The 20,810-nt window shown below is 40.2% G+C and carries 10 protein-coding genes; 7 read left to right on the top strand and 3 right to left on the bottom strand.

Features of this window, described 5'->3' with window-relative positions; genetic code table 11:
• Window positions 1-49: 49 nt before the first annotated feature.
• On the bottom strand, window positions 50-3,739 hold the full coding sequence (gene metH, locus GJV03_RS05445; protein ID WP_154129643.1) for a methionine synthase: 3,690 nt from the start codon (window positions 3,737-3,739) through the stop codon (window positions 50-52).
• Between the two features lie 259 nt (window positions 3,740-3,998).
• On the opposite strand from metH, the gene GJV03_RS05440 reads away from it, so the two are divergent.
• From GJV03_RS05440 to GJV03_RS05430, 3 genes are all read left to right on the top strand, one after another.
• A complete protein-coding gene (locus tag GJV03_RS05440; protein WP_154129642.1) occupies window positions 3,999-11,078 on the top strand; it encodes a YadA-like family protein in 7,080 nt (2,359 codons plus the stop codon).
• Between the two features lie 639 nt (window positions 11,079-11,717).
• Entirely contained in the window at window positions 11,718-13,340 is a 1,623-nt protein-coding gene (locus GJV03_RS05435) for an inorganic phosphate transporter (RefSeq protein ID WP_096733332.1), read from the top strand.
• 200 nt (window positions 13,341-13,540) lie between these two features.
• Complete coding sequence (locus GJV03_RS05430) at window positions 13,541-15,013, top strand: capsule assembly Wzi family protein (protein WP_154129653.1); 1,473 nt, start codon at window positions 13,541-13,543, stop codon at window positions 15,011-15,013.
• 526 nt (window positions 15,014-15,539) lie between these two features.
• On the opposite strand, the gene GJV03_RS05425 is transcribed toward GJV03_RS05430, so the two are convergent.
• Entirely contained in the window at window positions 15,540-15,986 is a 447-nt protein-coding gene (locus GJV03_RS05425) for a GNAT family N-acetyltransferase (RefSeq protein WP_354666836.1), read from the bottom strand.
• 147 nt (window positions 15,987-16,133) lie between these two features.
• Between GJV03_RS05425 and cysD the strand changes: the two genes are divergently transcribed.
• The 4 genes from cysD (at window position 16,134) to GJV03_RS05405 (ending at window position 20,101) form a co-directional block, all read left to right on the top strand.
• Window positions 16,134-17,042: a sulfate adenylyltransferase subunit CysD gene (gene cysD, locus GJV03_RS05420; protein ID WP_171066897.1), complete on the top strand. Its 909-nt coding sequence runs from the start codon at window positions 16,134-16,136 to the stop codon at window positions 17,040-17,042.
• A 129-nt stretch (window positions 17,043-17,171) separates the two neighbouring features.
• On the top strand, window positions 17,172-18,785 hold the full coding sequence (gene cysN / locus GJV03_RS05415) for a sulfate adenylyltransferase subunit CysN (protein WP_154129641.1): 1,614 nt from the start codon (window positions 17,172-17,174) through the stop codon (window positions 18,783-18,785).
• A gap of 81 nt (window positions 18,786-18,866) precedes the next feature.
• Window positions 18,867-19,640: a hypothetical protein gene (locus GJV03_RS05410; RefSeq protein WP_154129640.1), complete on the top strand. Its 774-nt coding sequence runs from the start codon at window positions 18,867-18,869 to the stop codon at window positions 19,638-19,640.
• A gap of 275 nt (window positions 19,641-19,915) precedes the next feature.
• The gene (locus GJV03_RS05405) at window positions 19,916-20,101 is read left to right on the top strand and encodes a hypothetical protein (protein WP_056514653.1); all 186 of its coding nucleotides are present in this window, start codon (window positions 19,916-19,918) and stop codon (window positions 20,099-20,101) included.
• Between the two features lie 92 nt (window positions 20,102-20,193).
• On the opposite strand, the gene GJV03_RS05400 is transcribed toward GJV03_RS05405, so the two are convergent.
• On the bottom strand, window positions 20,194-20,742 hold the full coding sequence (locus GJV03_RS05400) for a DUF2239 family protein (RefSeq protein WP_154129639.1): 549 nt from the start codon (window positions 20,740-20,742) through the stop codon (window positions 20,194-20,196).
• Between the last annotated feature and the right edge of the window lie 68 nt (window positions 20,743-20,810).

Below are 20,810 nucleotides of genomic sequence, written 5' to 3'. Positions count from 1 at the left end.
GCGCAGTTCCCCTCTTTGAAAAGAGGGGTTAGGGGAGATTTAAATAAATCTAAGCAATCGAATCATCCAAATTCGGTGCTAACCAACGCTTCGCTTCATCCAAAGTCCAATTCTTACGCTTTGCATAATCTTCTAGCTGATCTAACGCGATTTTACCTACGTTAAAATATTCAGATTGTGGGTTGGCATAGTAGAAACCACTGACACTTGATGGTGGCCACATTGCAAAACTGCTGGTCAATTGCGTACCAATCTTATCCGTGGTGCCTAACCAATCAAACAAAGACGCTTTTTCAGAATGCTCAGGACAAGCAGGGTAGCCTGGCGCAGGGCGAATACCGACATACTTCTCTTTGATTAATTCTTCATTAGAGAGTTGTTCATCTGCCTGATATCCCCAGAACTCTTTACGAATACGTTCATGTAAATGTTCAGCAAACGCTTCAGCAAAACGATCACCCAAAGACTGTGCAAGGATGGCCGAGTAATCATCACCTTTGGCTTTATACTCATGTGCCATTTCTTCTGCGCCAAAAATTGAGACGGTGAAACCACCCAAGTAGTCTTCGGCTTGTGCTTTGGTTGCAACAAAATCAGCCAAGGACAAATTCGGTTTACCTGTAACTTTATCTGATTGCTGACGAATATGATGGAAGGTATGGGTTACAGATTGACCATCTTCGCTAAAGACCTCAACAGAGTCTGCGGCTGAACGGTTTGCAGGATAAATCCCAAAAACGGCACGCGCATCAAAACGTTTATTATCAATAATGTCTTTTAGCATTGCCTGAGCCTGATTATATAAATCAGTTGCAGCTTCACCGACAATCTCATCGTGTAAAATTTTCGGGAATTTACCCGCCAAACTCCAAGAGATAAAGAATGGTGTCCAGTCAAAATATTCCACCAATGTATCAAGTGGATAATCGGTTAAGGTTTGCAAACCAATAAAGTTAGGTTTTACGGGTGGATTGGCGGCAAAGTCAATTTTTAGACCATTTTCAATGGAATCTGTATACGACAATTTAGCTGCTTTGGGTTGCTTATTGGCAATACGTTCACGTACTTTTTCGTATTCAGCACGATGTTCATCGACAAATTTAGGTTTCATTTCAGGAGACAATAGGGTGGTTGCAACACCCACCGCACGAGAAGCATCGGCAACATAGATCACTGCATCATTTGAGTATTGCGGATCAATCTTTACTGCGGTATGTGCTTTCGATGTGGTTGCACCACCAATCAACAGTGGGATTTTAAAACCCTTGCGTTGCATTTCTTTTGCAACAAACACCATTTCATCAAGTGATGGGGTAATCAAACCTGATAAGCCGATAATATCGACTTTTTCATCAATCGCAGTTTGTAAAATTTTCTCGCAAGACACCATGACACCAAGGTCAACAATGTCATAACCATTACACCCAAGTACAACACCAACAATGTTTTTACCAATATCGTGTACATCGCCTTTTACAGTCGCCATCAATACTTTACCTTTGGATTGGCTACCTGTTTTTTCAGCTTCAATGTACGGGTTTAACCATGCTACAGCTTGTTTCATCACGCGTGCAGATTTGACCACTTGAGGTAAGAACATTTTACCTGAGCCGAATAAGTCACCGACCACATTCATACCGTCCATCAATGGACCTTCAATCACATCAAGTGGACGTTTGGACTTTAAGCGGGCTTCTTCAGTATCTTCATCGATAAAGCTAGTAATCCCTTTGACCAATGCATATTCAAGACGCTTTTCAACAGGTTCATTACGCCATTCAAGGTTTTCAACCTGTTTTTGAGCAGCACTTTGACCACGGTACTGTTCAGCAACTTCAAGCAATTTTTCTGTTGCATCTTGACCGCTGTCACCTTGATTCTGATTGAGAATGACATCTTCAACAGCAGCTTTCAGTTCTTTAGGAATATCATCATAGATGGCCATCTGACCAGCATTGACAATCCCCATGGTCATGCCTTGTTTAATGGCATAGTAAAGGAATACAGAGTGAATGGCTTCACGAACAGGTTCATTGCCACGGAAAGAGAACGATACGTTCGACACACCACCAGAAATCATGGCATGTGGTAAGTTTTGTTTAATCCAGCCCGTTGCTTCAATAAAGTCCACAGCATAGTTATTATGTTCTTCAATCCCCGTTGCGACAGCAAAAACGTTCGGGTCAAAAATAATGTCTTCCGCAGGAAAACCGATTTCATTCACGAGCACATCATAAGAACGCTTACAGATTTCACGTTTACGTGCGGCAGTATCTGCCTGACCGGTTTCATCAAATGCCATCACAATGACAGCTGCACCATATTGACGGCATAAACGTGCTTTATGGACAAACTCGTCATAACCTTCTTTTAAGGAAATCGAGTTAACAACAGGTTTACCTTGTACACATTTTAAACCTGCTTCAATGATTTCCCATTTAGAGGAGTCAATCATGATTGGCACTTTAGAAATTTCAGGCTCAGATGCAACCAGATTTAAGAAATGTACCATCGCATTTTGCGAATCGAGCATTCCTTCATCCATATTGATGTCGATGATTTGCGCGCCTGAAACCACTTGTTGTAATGCAACATCAAGTGCTTCGGCAAAGTTTTCTTCACGGATTAAACGGAGGAATTTTTTAGAACCCGTGACATTGGTACGTTCACCGACATTGACGAACAATGAGTCGTCATAAATATTAAATGGCTCTAAACCACTGAGGCGACATGCAGGCTTGATGTCAGGAATTTTACGCGGTGGTATGTCTTTGACCGCATTATAAATGGCACGAATATGGTCAGGTGTTGTACCACAACATCCACCAGTGATATTGATCAAACCACTTTCAGCAAATTCTTTTAAGAAGGCTGCTGTTTCTTCTGGTGTTTCATCATAGCCACCAAATGCGTTCGGTAAGCCAGCGTTTGGATGCGCTGAAACAAAAACATCGGCAACATCTGATACAGTTTTGACATGTGGACGCATGGCATCTGCACCCAAGGCGCAGTTAAATCCAATCGACAATAAATCGCCGTGACGCACAGAGTTCCAGAATGCTTCTGCAGTTTGTCCTGTTAAGGTACGACCAGAAGCATCAGTAATTGTGCCGGAAATCATCAGTGGTAATTCACGACCAAGCTGTTTAAAGACTTCTTTTACCGCAAAAATTGCTGCTTTACAGTTTAAGGTGTCAAACACCGTTTCAATGAGAAGGATGTCTGCGCCACCTTCAATTAAAGCATGCGTGGCTTCAATATAATTTTCTTTGAGTTCATCAAAGGTAATGTTACGAAATGCTGGATCATTCACATTTGGTGAGATAGAACAGGTACGTGATGTTGGCCCCAATACTCCAGCAACAAAACGTGGTTTGTCAGGGGTTGAGTATTTTTCACAAGCAGCTTTGGCAAGACGGGCAGCTTCAAAGTTAATCTCATGGACTAAATCTTCCATGTGATAGTCAGACATTGAAACCCGTGTGCCGTTAAAGCTATTGGTTTCAATAATATCAGCACCAGCATCTAGGTAAGCTTCATGGATGCCTTGAATAATTTGTGGCTGAGTTAACACCAAAAGGTCATTGTTGCCTTTTAAATCAGATGCCCAGTCAGCAAAACGCTCACCACGGTAATCAGCTTCTTCCAGTTTATGGCGTTGGATCATAGTTCCCATTGCACCATCAATAATTAGGATGCGTTTGGCAAGAAGCTCTTTTAACGTGGTAAGCGTGGACATTAAAACTCTCAATAAAATCGGATTTTAAAAATAGCCGATATGTTATCAGAATGTAGACTTTCAAGGTACCAATCTTGACACACTTCCTGATGACAGATTTTTGATCTAGACAATTTAAAAAAATTCAAATAATTCATTCTAAAAAATCATGCATTTAGGGGAATACATGATTTTTTTGCACAAGCGTAAAAAAATGTTGAAACTCCAAGCTTAAGTGTTAACTTAATCACATAATTTATTATAAATGTGAGATAAAACTATGAATAAGGTCTATAAAATTGTTTGGAATGAATCTTTGGGCACTTGGTGTGCTATTTCTGAGGTATCTAAGACACGGGGTAAACGATCTTCTGCTAAAACAACTGTTGCAGGTGCGTTATTGGCAATTTCAGCATTGACTATGTCGAGTATGGCTGCTGCGGCTGATCACTATGTCAGTATCAATGATGGTGGTACTCAAGGGGGGAATTATAATAATGATGGAGCAACAGGTCTAAATGCGATTGCTGTAGGTGTGGGTGCGAGTGCAACTGGTGAGAGTGCGATTGCTATTGGTAATGTCACCAGCGATGCTGCAAATAGTATTGCGATTGGTAACAATAATTCGCTAAGTAATAGCGCAAGTTCTAGTACTGCAATTGGGCACAATAACAATGTTACAGGTAATGAAGCTTTAGCTTTAGGTGCTAACAATACTGTAAAAGATTTCTCTGGTGTTGCAGTAGGCAGTTATAACAATGCCGAGGGATATCGTTCTATTGCAGTCGGTGCGGAAAATAAAACTAAAGGTCAATGGTCTTCTGCATTTGGTGTTTGGAATATCGCAGAAGGAGAGCGAGCTACAGTTTTAGGTGCCAATAATACAATCCAAGGTCGTCGTGCTTTAGGTATGGGTGTCGCCAACGAGATTTCAAGTGCAAGTGAATATAGTTCAGCTGTTGGTGCATTTAATAAAATTACAGACAGTATTAAGTCCTTGACTGCGGGTTTTGGTAATACAGTTATTGGCGGTGAGAAAAATAATGTTCTTGGGAACGAAAATACACTGAATAACGCCAAGAATACGACTGTATTAGGCAATAAAAACACGGTTGCTCAAGAGAATACTCAAGTCCTTGGTAACAATGTCACAACGACTCAAGCCAACAGTGTTGTGTTAGGTAACGCATCCACAGATCGTGCAGCGACTGCTGTAGATAAAGTCAGCATTAATGGTGAGGATTATGCATTTGCAGGTGTGGGTTCTGCTACCAATGGCGTCGTCAGTGTGGGTAAAGTGGGCGGTGAACGCCAAATCATCAATGTTGCTGCAGGTGAAGTCAGCGCAAGCAGTACAGATGCAGTGAACGGTTCGCAGTTATATGCAACCCATAAAGCAATTGCTGATAGTCAAACCCATTATGTCAGTATCAATGATGGCGGTACCCAAGGCGGGAATTATAATAATGACGGGGCAACAGGTAAAAATGCTGTAGCAGTAGGCGTAGGAGCGAGTGCAACGGGTGAGAATACGATAGCTATTGGTCTAAATGCAGGCACTAACAATGATGGTAGCTTGAATACCAGTGTTGGATCGAACAGTGGACAAAATATTAACGGCCACAAAAATACAGCTTTAGGTGTTGGCGCTGGTCGTGATGTCACGGGAAATAACAACACAGGATTAGGTGTGGATGCGGGTATAACTGTTACTGGTGATAGCAATCTTGCTGTGGGTGATTTTGCTGGAGCGAAGGTAAGAGGAAGTGGTAACACCGCTTTGGGTAAGATGTCGGGTTTTATAGTAACTGGTACCGCAAATACTGCGACTGGCCAAGAGTCAGGCCGTAATGTCGAGGGGCATAATAATTCTGCTTTTGGTGTGAAGTCAGGTAATAATGTCCAAGGGGATAGCAATCTTGCTCTCGGTGATTCAGCAGGTGAAAACGTTACGGGTAATCGTAATGTCGCCTTGGGGCGAGCAGCGGGTCAGGGACTAAATAATGTAGATGATGCAACTAGTCTAGGAAGTGGGGCAAAGGCAGCTGTTCGTAACAGTGTTGCCTTAGGTGCAAATAGTGAGGCGATCCGTGATGTAAACAGTGAAGTTGCCTATGTACCCTTAGGTACAACGATTGTTGCAGCTAAGGCGGCGGGTGGTGAAGTATCAGTGGGTGCGGTTGGAAAAGAACGCCGTATTAGCAATGTTGCAGCGGCGAGCCAAGATACTGATGCAGTAAACCTATCACAACTTAAAGCAGTTCAGGCTGCAACAACTACACATTATTTAAGTATCAACGATGGTGGTACTCAAGGGGGGAATTATAATAATGATGGAGCTGTTGCAAGTGGTTCAGTGGCAATTGGAGTAGATTCGAGCAGCTTTGGTACTTCGGGTGTTGCAATTGGTCACAATGCAGATGTAAGTGGTTTACAAGGTATCGCTATTGGTAACAATGCTCAAGCTGGTTACCAAAGTATAGCATTAGGTTTTGATACTGTAGCTACAGCTTTTAATAGTATGGCACTCGGTAATCGAGCAATTGCCTATACTGATGGTACAACTTTGGGGCAAGGTACTTATGCTAATAAATTAGCCACAGCAATGGGCAATGGTGCATTGGCAGTCGGTCAGGAAAGTTCAGCTTATGGTTATAGTGCCCTAGCAGGTACAGACTCATTTAATCAGCCTTCAGCAGGCACAGATCCAGACACAATTGGTAAAGCATATGCCACAGCTATGGGATCCAGAGCCAAAGCTAGTGCTCAAGGTTCTACAGCAGTTGGCGCTGGAAGTGTGGCTGAAGTTGATAATGGCATTGCTCTTGGAGCAAATTCAGTAGCAAATACAGGAGCTGGTGTTGCAGGTTATGTGCCGATCAGTGCAAATCAGCCACAAAAAGATGCAATAAATGCAACTCAATCTACATTGGGTGCAGTCAGCGTAGGTAGTGTGGGTAATACACGTCAAATCACAAATGTAGCCGCTGGTACGATAGATAGTGATGCTGTAAATGTAGCACAACTTAAAGCAGTTCAGGCTGCGACAACTACACATTATTTCAGTGTTAATGATGAGGGTATTCAAGGTAACAATTATAACAATGATGGGGCGACTGGTAAAAATGCTTTAGCTGTGGGCATCGGAGCTAAGGCGGTTGGGGAAAATGATATTGCCATCGGTTCAGGTGCGCAAGCAATGGGTGGTCGTGCTGTGGTGATCGGCCTCAATGCAGGGAGTGGAAATATTTCGGATGGGGATGCCAATGTATTGATTGGTATGAACGCTGGCACTAACAATGATGGTCGTTGGAATACCAGTGTTGGATCAAACAGTGGGGATAACACCAAAGGACAAAGAAATACAGCTTTAGGTGACTATGCTGGTCGTGATGTCACAGGGAATGGCAACATAGGATTGGGTGCAAGTGCGGGTGTAAAAGTTACAGGTGAAACTAATCTTGCTGCGGGTGCATCGGCTGGCGGTAATGTAGAGGGAAGCTATAACACCGCTTTGGGTAGAACATCAGGTGTAGACGTAATTGGTAACTCAAATACTGCGACTGGACTAGACTCTGGCAGTATGGTTAGGGGAAGTAGTAACTCAGCTTATGGTCAGATGTCTGGTCGTAGTGTTACTGGCGATAGCAATGTAGCTATTGGTGTAAGTTCTGGCAACAATATTTCAGGGAACTACAATGCTGCATTAGCCTATGGAGCAGGTAACAACAGTGTGGGAAATCTTAACACTGCTTTAGGCTTTACATCGGGTATTGAAGTTAAAGGTGATTCCAATAGTGCGGTGGGTGATTCAGCAGGACAAAGAGTTATAGGTAACCAGAACACTACTCAAGGTAGGGTGGCCGGCCAAGATATTTTTGGTCACCAGAATACAGCAGTAGGTGCAGGAGCTGGTTCTAATGTGGGCACCAATATCAATCCTAGTAATTATAACAGTGCTTTGGGTATCAATGCGGGGCGTAATGTCCAAGGTAACAGTAATCTCGCTCTTGGTGATACTGCGGGTAATAACGTTACAGGTAGCCGTAATGTCGCCTTGGGGCGAGCAGCGGGTCAAGGGTTGAGCAATGTAGATGATGCAACCAGTTTAGGAAGTGGGGCAAAGGCTGCTGTTAGTAACAGTGTTGCTTTAGGTGCAAATAGTGAGGCAATCCGTGATGTAAACAGTGAAGTCGCTTATGTACCGTTAGGTACAACGATTGTCGCAGCCAATGCAGCAGGTGGTGAAGTATCTGTAGGTATGGTTGGAAAAGAGCGCCGTATTAGCAATGTTGCAGCGGCGAGCTTAGACACCGATGCTGTAAACCTATCACAACTTAAAGCAGTTCAGGCTGCAACAACTACACATTATTTCAGTGTTAATGATGAGGGTATTCAAGGTAACAATTATAACAATGATGGAGCAACTGGTAAAAATGCTTTAGCTGCAGGCCGCGCTTTAGCAGGTGGTGAATCCTCAGTTGCTATTGGTGAAGGTGCATCTGCAAAAGCCGATTTTTCTACCGCAGTGGGCTTTTTGAATACTGTAACTGGTCAAACATCTGTTGCAGTGGGTGGTGGCAATATTGTAGCTGGTAAAAACTCTACCGCGGTTGGTGCAAGTAATAACGTTACTCAAGAGAATACTCAAGTCCTCGGTAATAATGTCACAACAACCCAAGCCAACAGCGTCGTTTTAGGAAATGAATCCACAGATCATGCAGCGAGTGTTGTAGATAAAGTGACGATTAATGGTGAGGATTATGCCTTTGCAGGTGTGGGTTCTGCTGCCAATGGCGTCGTCAGTGTGGGTAAAGTGGGTGGTGAACGTCAAATTATAAACGTTGCTGCAGGTGAAATTAGTGCAACCAGTACAGATGCTGTCAACGGTTCACAATTGTATGCGACCAATAAAGCAATTGAAGACAATAGGATACATTACTTTAGTATCAATGGAGGGCCGACTAGTTTGAACAACAGTAATTATTACAATAATGGGGCTACTGGTACGGATTCGATGGCAATAGGTATTATGGCGAGTGCTAGCGGTGATGGTGGTGTAGCGATCGGTTCTTTGGTTGATGCTCACGGACTCCTCTCTGTTGCACTTGGGAATAGCAGTTCGACTAGTGGCATAAAGGCCGTTGCAGTAGGAACTTACAATATTGCACACAGTGATAGTAGTGTTGCTATGGGCTCTGAAAATAATGCTTATGGTAAAGAGTCTATAGCCCTTGGATACCTAAACTTTGCAGATCAAGACCATACAGTTGCCATTGGGCGATATAATTTTGCATCTAGCATTGGATCGGTGGCTGTGGGTAATGAGAATGTAATATCGTACAATGCTAATGAGAGTTCAGTCTTGGGCAGTTTTAATAAAGTTCAAAACAGTATTCAGGCTTTGGCTATTGGTGGGAAAAATACAATAACAGATAGTGATAATAGTCATGCTATTGGTGGATCCAATACATTGAATAATGCTAAAAACAGCACGCTTATTGGTAATGAAAATACTTCTTCACAAGACAATACCTTTGTTCTAGGAAATAAAGTTACTACCAGCCAAGCCAACAGCGTCGTTTTAGGAAATGAATCCACAGATCGTGCAGCGACTGCTGTAGATAAAGTCACTATTAATGGTGAGGATTATGTCTTTGCTGGTGTAGGATCAACAGCCAATGGTGTCGTCAGTGTCGGTAAAGTCGGTGGTGAACGTCAAATCATCAATGTAGCTGCAGGTGAAATTAGTGCAAGCAGTACAGATGCCATTAACGGTTCACAATTACATGCGACAAACCAAGCGGTTGAAAAACTTTATGCTGGTGCAGGGGATACAACCCATTATGTAAGTGTCAATGATGCTGGTACCAAAGCTAATAATTACAATAATGATGGTGCAAGTGGAGCGCTTGCTGTAGCGGTAGGTATTGGTGCGAGTGCAAAAGGAGATGGTGCTACTGCGCTTGGTCTTAATTCATCTGCCAAGAGTAAAGATGCGGTTGCGATTGGAACGGATACGCGTGCCGAGCTGGAAGGTAGTGTTGCTCTTGGTAAAGGCTCAGTTGCAAATACTGCGGCGGGTATCGCTGGCTTTGATCCATTGACAGGGTTTGGTTCTACCAATACTGGTAGTACATGGCGAAGTAGTGCAGCGGCATTTTCCGTGGGAGATGTCTCAAGGGGTATCACTCGTCAAATTACTGGTGTAGCAGCGGGTACAGCAGATACAGATGCGGTCAATGTTGCACAATTAAAGGCTGCAATATCTAAAACCAATGAAGCTAAAGGATCTACAGAAACTGTAAGTGCAGGTAAAAATACTGAAGTAACAAAAACTACTAAGGCTGATGGCTCAACTGATTATCAAGTTGCAACCAAAGATGATGTAAGTTTTGAGTCGGTAACAGTGGGCAATATTAAAGCTGATTCACAAAGCAATACCATCAGTGGTTTGGCTGACGGTAAGGTGAGTGCTGATTCTGATCAAGCAGTTAATGGTAGTCAATTGCATGACACCGCTGAAAGTGTTGCAAATGCATTGGGTGGAAATGCAAAAGTTAATCCAGATGGAACGATCAAAACCAGTAATATTGGAAATACAGGTAAAGACAATGTACATGATGCGATTGCTTCAATACATGGACAGGTTGCTGGCGCTAAAACCAGCGTGTCTGCTGGTAAGAACACTGTTGTAAACAGTAGTACCAATACGGATGGTTCAAATAACTATCAAGTGGCTTTGGCAGAGGATATACAGTTAAATTCTGTTACTGCGAATCAAGTCACTGCAAAGCAAGTTACAGCGAATAAGGTCAATGTGGGTAAAGTCACGATTGATGGGACAACAAATAAAGTCAGTGGTTTAGCAAATGGTGAAATTACCTCAACCTCTACTGATGCCATTAACGGTTCACAATTACACCAAACCAATAGCAGTGTGGCGCAACATTTAGGTGGCAGTTCAACACTGAACAAAGATGGTTCGATTGGCGCACCTACCTATAATGTCGCTGGGGGAACTTTCCATAATGTAGGGGATGCCTTGGGCGCTATAGATACTCGGGTAAGTAATCTGGAACAAGCTTTCTATGACACCAATAAAAACATGGATGACTTGCGTAACGATACTTATGCGGGTATCGCAGGTGCGATGGCGGTAGGTAACTTACCACAACCCACTGAAGCGGGTATGAGTATGGTCAGTGCGGGTGTCTCTGGTTACCGCGGTGAAACTGCTGTGGCGATCGGGGTGAGTGCGATTACAGACAGTAATAAGATCGTTTGGAAAATGGGTGCTTCTGCTGACAGCCGTAGCAATATTGGTGGTGCAGTGTCTATGGGCTATCAGTGGAAATAGTTTTAATTAAACATACGTATTAACTTTATATTCAAGATCGACTTTCAGGATAATCTTCAACAAAAAACTCAGTGTTTACAGAATGCTGAGTTTTTTTATGCACATTAGAAATTGAAAAGTAAACGATTGCTTGATCTGTTAGAGCAAGCCTTTAAAAATGTGTGGAACTTTCTTCGGATGATCTCTTTATTTGTTTGGCACATTCAATTCAAGACGATTTGTTGATGAGGCAGAGTACTTTAGTGAAAGGAAAATTGTTGGCCTTAAACTTGCTTAGATTCGGTAAACGGAATTTATTGGAACATATATAAAAATAAACTTAAAAGGATGTTTGTTTTTTCATCAATTTGTCATAAATTTCATGAAAAATAGGCATGCCAAATGGTAAATAGTTCAAATTGGTCTGAAATATTACAAATATTATTTCAGCCTGAAATATAATATTTTGCTTAAGTTGTATTGGGTTTGTTGGCATAAGATACTAATTATAAATAATAAAAATATTAATTTTGTCGCTTGTGTAGCGAAACACTGAGGTGAAATAATTATAAATTTCACTTCATATGACCTCTATTTGTCATATAATTGTCACAATTTAATTGAACAATAAGCGCATTCTAATATTCGCTAACTTTCTGCATGAATTCGAATTTACCTCCCGTCTCAGATTCTGCACAATCGTCTCAAGCTGCTAAATCGACGAATGTCCATGTACCTACACCGAAATTTTTTATGCCGGTGTTTCTGACGATCATTATTGCTACCTTGATTTATATTGGGGTACAAGTTAGTGCAGATTTAGCACATGTTCCACCGTTAAGTCTTTATTCAGTGATCCTTTTAGCGACAGCGTTATTTATCGCTTTGGGTTTTGAGTTTGTAAATGGTTTTCATGATACAGCCAATGCTGTAGCAACCGTGATCTATACCAATGCATTGCCTGCACCTGTAGCAGTCATGTGGGCAGGCTTTTGTAACTTTCTTGGGGTAATGGTTGCCAGTGGCGCAGTTGCGTATGGAATTATTGCCTTACTTCCTGTTGAATTGATCATGAATGTAGGCAGTGGTGCTGGTTTTGCTATGGTTTTTGCCATGCTGATTGCGGCGATTCTGTGGAATTTAGGCACGTGGTTCTTAGGGATTCCAGCATCGAGCTCTCACACTTTGATTGGCTCAATTTTGGGTGTAGGCATCATGAACTACATTTTGCACGCTTCAACTGGTGCAAGTGGTGTAGACATGGATCAAGTGCTTAAAGTGGGTAAAGCATTACTGTTTTCTCCTTTGATTGGTTTTGCATTTGCAGCAATTGTATTTTTGATTGTTAAAAAAATATTTAAAAAACAACTTGAGTTGTTCCAGCCCCCTGAAGGCAATAAACCACCACCACCTTTGATTCGTGCGATTCTGATTTTCACCTGTACCGGTGTAAGCTTTGCGCATGGTTCAAATGACGGCCAAAAAGGTATGGGCTTAATCATGCTGATTTTGATTGGTATTGTGCCTTTGGCTTATTCGTTGAATAGAGGATTAGACCAACAGCATTTACAGTCATTCTCACAATTGTCTGGTCAAACTGCGACGGCAATTTATGCTCAACATGCTGATATTCCAGATGAACAAGCGCGTGTAACCATTACTAAATTTATCCAGACCAAAGAAATGAATCCTGAAGTTGTTCCTGCATTGGCCAGTTTGACTGATCATTTGGGCGAGCGTGTTGGAAAATTTGGTGATCTAAAAGATATTCCAGAAGCAGAAGTATCGTCATTGCGTAATGATATGTACTTAAGCACCACGGCTTTTAAACGCTTGGATAAAGCGGATCAACTTCCAAAAATGGATGAAGCTCAGGGCAAAGTAGTAAAAGAGTATCGCAAAAACTTAGATTCTTTCCTTCAATATATTCCAAACTGGGTAAAAGTTGCTGTGGCATTGGCACTGGGTTTAGGAACAATGGTCGGTTGGAAACGTATTGTGGTTACTGTGGGCGAGCGTATTGGTAAACATCATATGACCTATGGTCAAGGGATGTCTGCTGAACTTGTGGCAATGTCGACAATCGCTGCTGCAGATGGTTTTGGTTTACCCGTTTCAACGACTCATGTACTCAACAGTGCGGTTGCGGGAACCATGGTTGCCAATAAAACTGGATTGAATTTTGCAACAGTCAAAACGATTCTTTCCGCATGGATTTTTACCTTACCTGCAACGATTTGTTTATCAGGCGGTTTATTCTGGTTATTTTTAAAAGTATTTTAATTTAAAAGCTAGAGATGGCGATTGTTTTAAAAGTTGAATGATCGCTGTTGCTTGAATTAAAAAGAAAATGAGTGCACTCCGGTGCACTTTTTTCATTTGGATAATGAATGTTTAAATTATGAATAACACAATTTCACCATTGAAAAAAACTTATAAAAAAATTAAGGTGTGGTTGTAAATCAAACTTGAGAAAAATGAGCATGTATTTAAGAAAATCACTTTGTGCTGCTGTATTACTTGGAATGTCTTTACCTGTATTTGCACAGGGAATCGTATTAAATAATGAAGATCTTCGCACAGATTTGAACTGGTTAAATCAGCAAGGTGTGATTCAAATCAGTACATCGACTTGGCCAATGAGTGGGGATGAAATTCAACGTGCCTTATCTCAAGCAAAAGTATTAAACAACACCCAACAAAAAGTTATTGATTCAATTCAAAATGCATTAAAAGCAGATAATCAAACTGCAAAATTAGGTTTATTTGCCGAAACTGATCAAAAAAATATTCCTCAAGCTTTTGGGGATAGTGCAAAAGCACAATATGTGGGTTCATTAGAATTTAATGCGGGCGGCGAAAACTGGGATGCAAAGCTTCGTGTTAATGGTGAAAAAGATCCACAAATTGACAATGGTCAAGATGTCAATGTGGAAGGTTCATATATTGCAGGGAAGTTATGGAATCAATGGGTTATTGCGGGTCAAATCCCAACATATTGGGGACCGGGACATGATGGTAGTTTGATTCGTGGTGATGCCAGCCGTCCAGTTTATGGTTTTACGGCGCAACGTGCTGAACAAAAAGCTTTTGAATCTAAATGGTTGTCTTGGATAGGTCCTTGGCAATATCAGGCATTTGCTGGGCAGTTAAATGATTATACGGCTGTGCCTGATGCGCGTTTAATGGGATTGCGCTTAACTGCTCAACCATTGCCATATTTAGAAATCGGGGCATCACGTGCTTTCCAAATTGATGGAGAAGGTCAACCAGGAAGTGCAAAAGCTTATTGGAATGCTTTTATTGGGAAAGACAATGAGTGTGCAGATAGCACTTGTACAGGGGTGGGTAATCCATCCAACCAGCTTGCTGGATTTGATGCGCGTTTAAATCTTCAATCTTTGCTGAATGTTCCTATGAGTTTTTATGGGCAATATATTGGTGAAGATGAAGCTGGTTTACTACCCTCTAAAAAAATGTATTTAGCTGGTGCTGACTATTCGTCAAGTTTTAAAAATTTGCCATACCAGCTGTATGTTGAATGGGCGAATACAGAAACAAATGGTGATCCATTAGGTGTTTCTTATAGTCATCATGTTTATAAAGATGGTTATTACCAGCAAGGTTTCCCATTGGGGCATGCAATGGGTGGTGATGGTGAAATGATTTCTGTCGGTGGTGATATTCGTTTTGATGTGATGAATCGTTTATCTGGTCGTGCACTGTATGCCAAAGTCAACCAATCTGCTGCTTTCTTTGGTGATAAGCAAATCAACTTAGCCTTCCCAGAAAAAGACAAAATTAAAGCTTTAGATTTAACTTGGACACATTATATTAAACCAACCATGCCATTAAAAATTAATGGTTGGGTCAGTGGTTCTGATGTACATGGCAATGATGCAGGTGCTTCTGTAGGGATTGAAATTCCTTTAGACAAAGCATTGTTCGGTCATTAAGTCCATAGTTTTCGGCTGTATATATCCAAGTTTCGGCATATACAGTTTGATAAGTTGGGACTAAGCTAAAATCGCTTCTTTAAAATTTTTACAAAAGAAGCGATTTTTCGTTTTTGATTGTTGGTTGAATTATTTGATATGCAGATCTTCAATTTTTTAAAGGCTGACTTGAAAAGGGTGAGCCTTTTTTATGTTTAGGCTTGATCTTTCTCAAGCGGGAGCGTTTAACGGTCATTATTAAATGAATTACATCTATTAGGGTCTGTTGACATTTCATAAATGGCTGCGTTGTAGGCTAAAATTGAGCAGGCAAGGCATGAAACGAAGAGAATAGCGAGACTATTTTCGAGTTTCATAACGCAGACTGAGATAATTTTAGCCACAACCCTTCGGGACTAGAGTGTTTTTTGCTGCTACATCGTTACGAACTATTTATTTAGAATGACTAAATTTCATATTTCGTGCCTTGTATCATCTAAAAATCACTCGTAGTCGCAAACGTAGACGAATTGTCAACAGACCCTAGTTATGCTAATGCTTTTTTATATTGGATAAATCCTGTTTTACTCGCAATACGATCATATAGATGTTGGGCAGTAATATTGGATTCTTGAGTAAGCCAATAAACGCGGTCAAACTTTGTTGCGCAGACCAGATAACAATGCTCAATTAATTGTCGTGCTAAACCTTTATTCCTAAAAGCTTCATCCACAAATAAATCTTGTAGATAACAATAGGGTAAATCTGTCCACATGCTCATATGTGCAATCAAATCTACAAAGCCAACCACTTGACCATTTACTTTGATGGCAAAACCAAACATATCAGCTTGTTCAGGATTTGTGATTCGCTTCCAAGATAATCTTATTTGTTCGTCACTGAGTTGTGATTTATAAAATGTTAAATAGCCGCGCCAAAGTGGAAGCCATTGCTCAAAATCAATCTGTTCTAGTGCAATAATTTGTGTGGTTATACTGATCTCTTGTTGTTACTTATGATGTTTTTATATATGAATATAAAAAAACAAGCAAAAGGGTTGAGGTGTAAATCACTATAATGAATATAAATTTTAATATGTGTAATAAGTACACGTTTTTGTGAGCTGGTGCTGTCAATGCCTATATCTGAGGAAAGACTTACTCATCTAAAACAGCTTGAAGCTGAGAGTATTCATATCATCCGTGAAGTTGCTGCTGAGTTTGAAAATCCAGTGATGCTTTACTCAATCGGGAAAGACTCAGCTGTCATGCTGCATCTTGCTTTAAAAGCATTTTATCCTGCTAAACTTCCTTTCCCACTGTTGCATGTCGACACAGGTTGGAAGTTTAAGGACATGATTAAATTCCGTGACAACATGGCAAAAGAACACGGTTTTGATCTGATCGTGCATCAAAACAAAGAAGGTAAAGATGCAGGCGTAAACCCATTTGATTATGGTAGCTCAAAATATACCGATATTATGAAAACCCAAGGCTTAAAACAGGCATTGGATAAATATCAGTTTGATGCTGCATTTGGTGGTGCACGCCGTGATGAAGAAAAGTCACGTGCAAAAGAACGTGTTTATTCTTTCCGTGATGCTAAACATCGTTGGGATCCTAAAAACCAACGTCCAGAGCTTTGGAATCTTTATAACGGTAAAGTTAATAAAGGCGAGAGTATCCGCGTATTCCCATTGTCAAACTGGACTGAGTTAGACATTTGGCAATATATCTACCAAGAAAGTATTCCTTTGGTACCTTTGTATTTAGCAGCTGAACGTCCAGTTGTTGAGCGTAGTGGTACGTTGATCATGGTGGATGATGAACGTATGCGTTTAAAAGAAGGTGAAGTTCCACAAATGAAATCGGTACGTTTCCGTACTTTGGGCTGTTACCCGTTGACAGGTGCGGTTGAATCAACGGCAACAACACTGCCTGAAATTATCCAAGAAATGCTTTTAGCCACAAGCTCTGAACGTCAAGGTCGTATGATTGACCATGATGAAGCAGGTTCGATGGAAAAGAAAAAGCAAGAAGGCTATTTCTAAGTATTTTTTATATGAATCTCCCCCTAACTCCTCTTTATAAAAGAGGGGGAACTCCAGCAAGAAAACGGAGGACTTAGGAGGATTTAAAGATATAGCAACCGATTTCAAAATATTGTGGAGCTTTGAGCAATGTCTCATCAATCAGAATTAATTAGCCAAGATATCTTGGCATATTTAAAACAGCACGAAAATAAAGACCTGTTACGTTTTTTGACTTGCGGTAATGTGGATGATGGTAAATCAACATTAATTGGTCGTTTACTTTATGATTCAAAATTGATTTATGAAGATCAATTACAAGCAGTAACCCGTGATTCTAAAAAAGTGGGCACCACAGGTGATGCACCTGACTTGGCCTTGCTTGTCGATGGTTTACAAGCTGAGCGTGAGCAAGGTATTACCATTGATGTGGCTTATCGTTATTTCTCCACTGAAAAGCGTAAATTTATCATTGCTGATACCCCAGGGCATGAGCAATATACCCGTAACATGGCCACAGGCGCATCTACCGCAGATCTTGCAATCATCTTAATTGATGCTCGTTATGGCGTACAAACACAGACTCGTCGTCATACCTTTATTGCGAGCCTATTGGGTATTCGTAATATCGTAGTTGCGATTAACAAAATGGACTTGGTTGAATTCTCTGAAGCGCGTTTCAATGAAATTCAAGTTGAGTACAATAATTTTGTTAATCAATTGGGTGAGCGTAAACCTGCCAATATCATCTTCTCGCCAATTTCTGCATTGAATGGCGATAACGTTGTAAATAAATCCGAAAATACGCCGTGGTATCAAGGTAAAACCTTGATGGAAACATTGGAAACTGTTGAAATTACACATGATGTAAGCAAGCATGAATTCCGCTTTCCTGTGCAATATGTGAACCGCCCTAACCTCGATTTCCGTGGTTTCTGCGGCACGATTGCTTTAGGTGAAATCAAAGTTGGTGATGAAATTGTGGCTTTACCGTCTGGTAAGAAGTCAACAGTTAAAGAAATTGTCACTTTTGATGGTAACTTAGCGCATGCTATTGCTGGTCAAGCAGTGACTTTGACCTTGAATGATGAAATTGATATTTCGCGTGGTAATGTCTTGGTCAAAGCAGGTGAGCAACCGCTCATTTCACGTTCTGCTCGTGCGACAGTCGTATGGATGACTGATCAGCCTTTAGTGTTGGGCAAACTTTATAATGTGAAGTTTGGTACACAAACCATTCCGGCTAAGGTTGCGAAGATTAACTATCGTACCAATGTCAACACATTGGAAAAAATGCAAGTTGAACAGCTTGATTTAAATGCAATTGCAGATGTAACGATTGAGTTTGATGCACCAGTGGTATTTGACCGTTATCATGATAGTCGTTATACGGGTTCTTTTATCTTTATTGACCGTTTAAGTAATGTGACTGTTGGTGCGGGTATGGTTGAAGCTGCGGTTGAATGGACTGCACACAATGAACCTGTCACTGCTGAAGCTCGTGCTGCACGTTTAGGTCAAAAACCTGCTGTGGTTGCTGTATCTGTTCAAGCACTTAAACATGCACAATCTCTTGAAAGCTTGCTGATTCAACAAGGTGTTGTTGCGATTGCAAAAGCAGGTTTATCAAGCGATCAAGTTGCATTGCTTCGTCAAACTGGTGTTGTGGTGGTGACGGATGTTGAACAGGGTGCTGATGTAGCATTTGCTCAAGAAGCGGTTGAAGAATTGGCTGAAAAAATTGTGGAATTGGTTCGTCTTTAAGAGATTGGATTGGTTGAAAACCCGCGCAAGCGGGTTTTTTTGTATACAATATCAAAGTTAAATTTATTGTTAATCATAGATATGGATGAATTCTTAGTTTTTTTAAAAGCTAATACTGGCTTAATTACATTATGTGCAATTTTAGTAACTATAATATTTGGTTTATTGACTGCTAGACATAATAGGAAAAGTAGAGAGTTACAGCTCAAGTTAAATATATTTATTGATTTGGCAGAAAATATAGTACTTGCGTTATATGAACTGAAACATCCGATTTATGTAAAGATTGAAGAAAATATTGAATTTCCAATAGAGTTTTTTCAAAGTCTTGCAAAAGTAAAAATTGTTTTAGGCGCAAATTCTTTGGAATTAGTCAGTAGATGGGAAAATGCTTATACGTCTATATACTTTGAAATGATTGAATTAGGTTATAAAATTGTTGATATTAAAAGTAAGATTTCTGCAATAGACCCTGTAATCAGTAGACTGGAAAATGAGCTAATATTTTTACAACAAAAATATTATGACTTTTTTATTAAAGGTGATATGGATGCTACAGAACGAGCTTTTGAGCACAAAGAGTCTATTAATGATCTAAAAGAAGAATATGTAGAGAAAAGACTAAATTTAATTTTAGAAAAATGCAGATTAGAAGACATAGCGAATATTAAACTTTTTGAAAGGAAATGTGAAATGGCTGAAATTAATACAGACTTACTTAATGCTTTTCGTTCAGAATTAGGAATAAAGACCATTAAGTTTAACAAAGCTAAACACGAAGAAACTATGAAACAGTGGGATAAAAAGCTAAAGGACTTGATAAAAATTAGTAATGAAAAAAATAGTTATTACTAATTTTATTAATAAGGTAATTTTACTGATTTTTTATAAACTTGAATTAATATAGCTATAACTCTAACAAAGTCAAAAGCTAATAATCAGATTCTAAAAATTATAAATCTGAGTATTTATCTATCATGAGGAAGCAGTTTAGGTAAATAGGGGGGCATTGATTAGTAGCCATTGCGAAAGCTAATTAGTGTTCAACGTAATACTTAAACAGACTTGCAACAGCACAAGCAATAAAATTTAGTTTTAATTCAAGTTAAGATTTAATGGTAGGTTATGTAATGAAAACATTTTTCCTGATTGGTATTGCAAGTATATTGACAGCCTGTGCCTCAAACCAATCGAAGAAAATACATGAGCCGACCAAAGAATGCCGAAACTATCATGCAATGATGACGGCACCTATGGAGCCGATGGCAATACAACGTTTAAAACAAGCTTGTGATGAGTCCGAACAACAAAAATAATTAATGATAAATCGTGTGTCGAAGATTATAAAAAATGCGCTAATCCCAAAGGCTTGGCGCATTTAATTTTTATATTGTTGCGAATATTGTAGTTAAAAAGCATGTTGCGTTTTTAAAGTCAAATACGCTCGTAAATCTTTTGGATAGTCTTGAATCAATTCTAAAAACAGCGCTTGATTACCTTGATATAAAGCACGCGTGGCTTCCTCATAATTTGGCATATTGCCTGACATTGCAGACATAAAACGATCAGTTGCTTGTTTTGCCAGCATTTTATTACTTGCTGAATCGGGGTTATTTAACTCTTGGTCAATCAATTTTCGAATCACAGCAGACGCACTAGAACTTTGTTGATCTAACCAATCCCAATGCTTTTGCTGTAAAGTGATTTCACGAGAAATTACCCCTAATTTAGGGCGACCAACTTTTTTAACCGCTTCAGGTTCAGCATAACGTTGTTGAATATCGGCTATGGATCCGATGATATTAACATCAATGGCTTGACCTGTTTGATCATTAAAAATCAACACAGGTGTGGAGGTGTTTTGATGAGCCTTAATGGTTAATGCCACGTTTAATAGAGAATCAGTGATTAAACGCTCATTGCCAATAAAGGCAGTGTAGGTATTTTCAGTGTTCATTTTAAAACCTTTAGATATTTTTATCTGGGTAAAATTAATTTGTGTTTGAATATTATCAGGGTAAAATT

The sequence above is a fragment of the Acinetobacter sp. RIT698 genome (genome assembly GCF_009668065.1).
GTDB classification, from domain to species: domain Bacteria; phylum Pseudomonadota; class Gammaproteobacteria; order Pseudomonadales; family Moraxellaceae; genus Acinetobacter; species Acinetobacter guillouiae.
The sequence above is the reverse complement of the archived record's forward strand: the minus strand, read 5'-3'. Positions and strand labels throughout refer to the sequence as shown.

Coding starts and splice junctions, on each gene's coding strand:
- GJV03_RS05405 (WP_056514653.1), top strand. CDS start 19,916: ATGAAAACATTTTTCCTGATTGGTATTGCAAGTATATTGACAGCCTGT.
- GJV03_RS05410 (WP_154129640.1), top strand. CDS start 18,867: ATGGATGAATTCTTAGTTTTTTTAAAAGCTAATACTGGCTTAATTACA.
- metH (WP_154129643.1), bottom strand. CDS start 3,739: ATGTCCACGCTTACCACGTTAAAAGAGCTTCTTGCCAAACGCATCCTA.
- GJV03_RS05435 (WP_096733332.1), top strand. CDS start 11,718: ATGAATTCGAATTTACCTCCCGTCTCAGATTCTGCACAATCGTCTCAA.
- GJV03_RS05440 (WP_154129642.1), top strand. CDS start 3,999: ATGAATAAGGTCTATAAAATTGTTTGGAATGAATCTTTGGGCACTTGG.
- cysN (WP_154129641.1), top strand. CDS start 17,172: ATGTCTCATCAATCAGAATTAATTAGCCAAGATATCTTGGCATATTTA.
- GJV03_RS05400 (WP_154129639.1), bottom strand. CDS start 20,742: ATGAACACTGAAAATACCTACACTGCCTTTATTGGCAATGAGCGTTTA.
- GJV03_RS05430 (WP_154129653.1), top strand. CDS start 13,541: ATGTATTTAAGAAAATCACTTTGTGCTGCTGTATTACTTGGAATGTCT.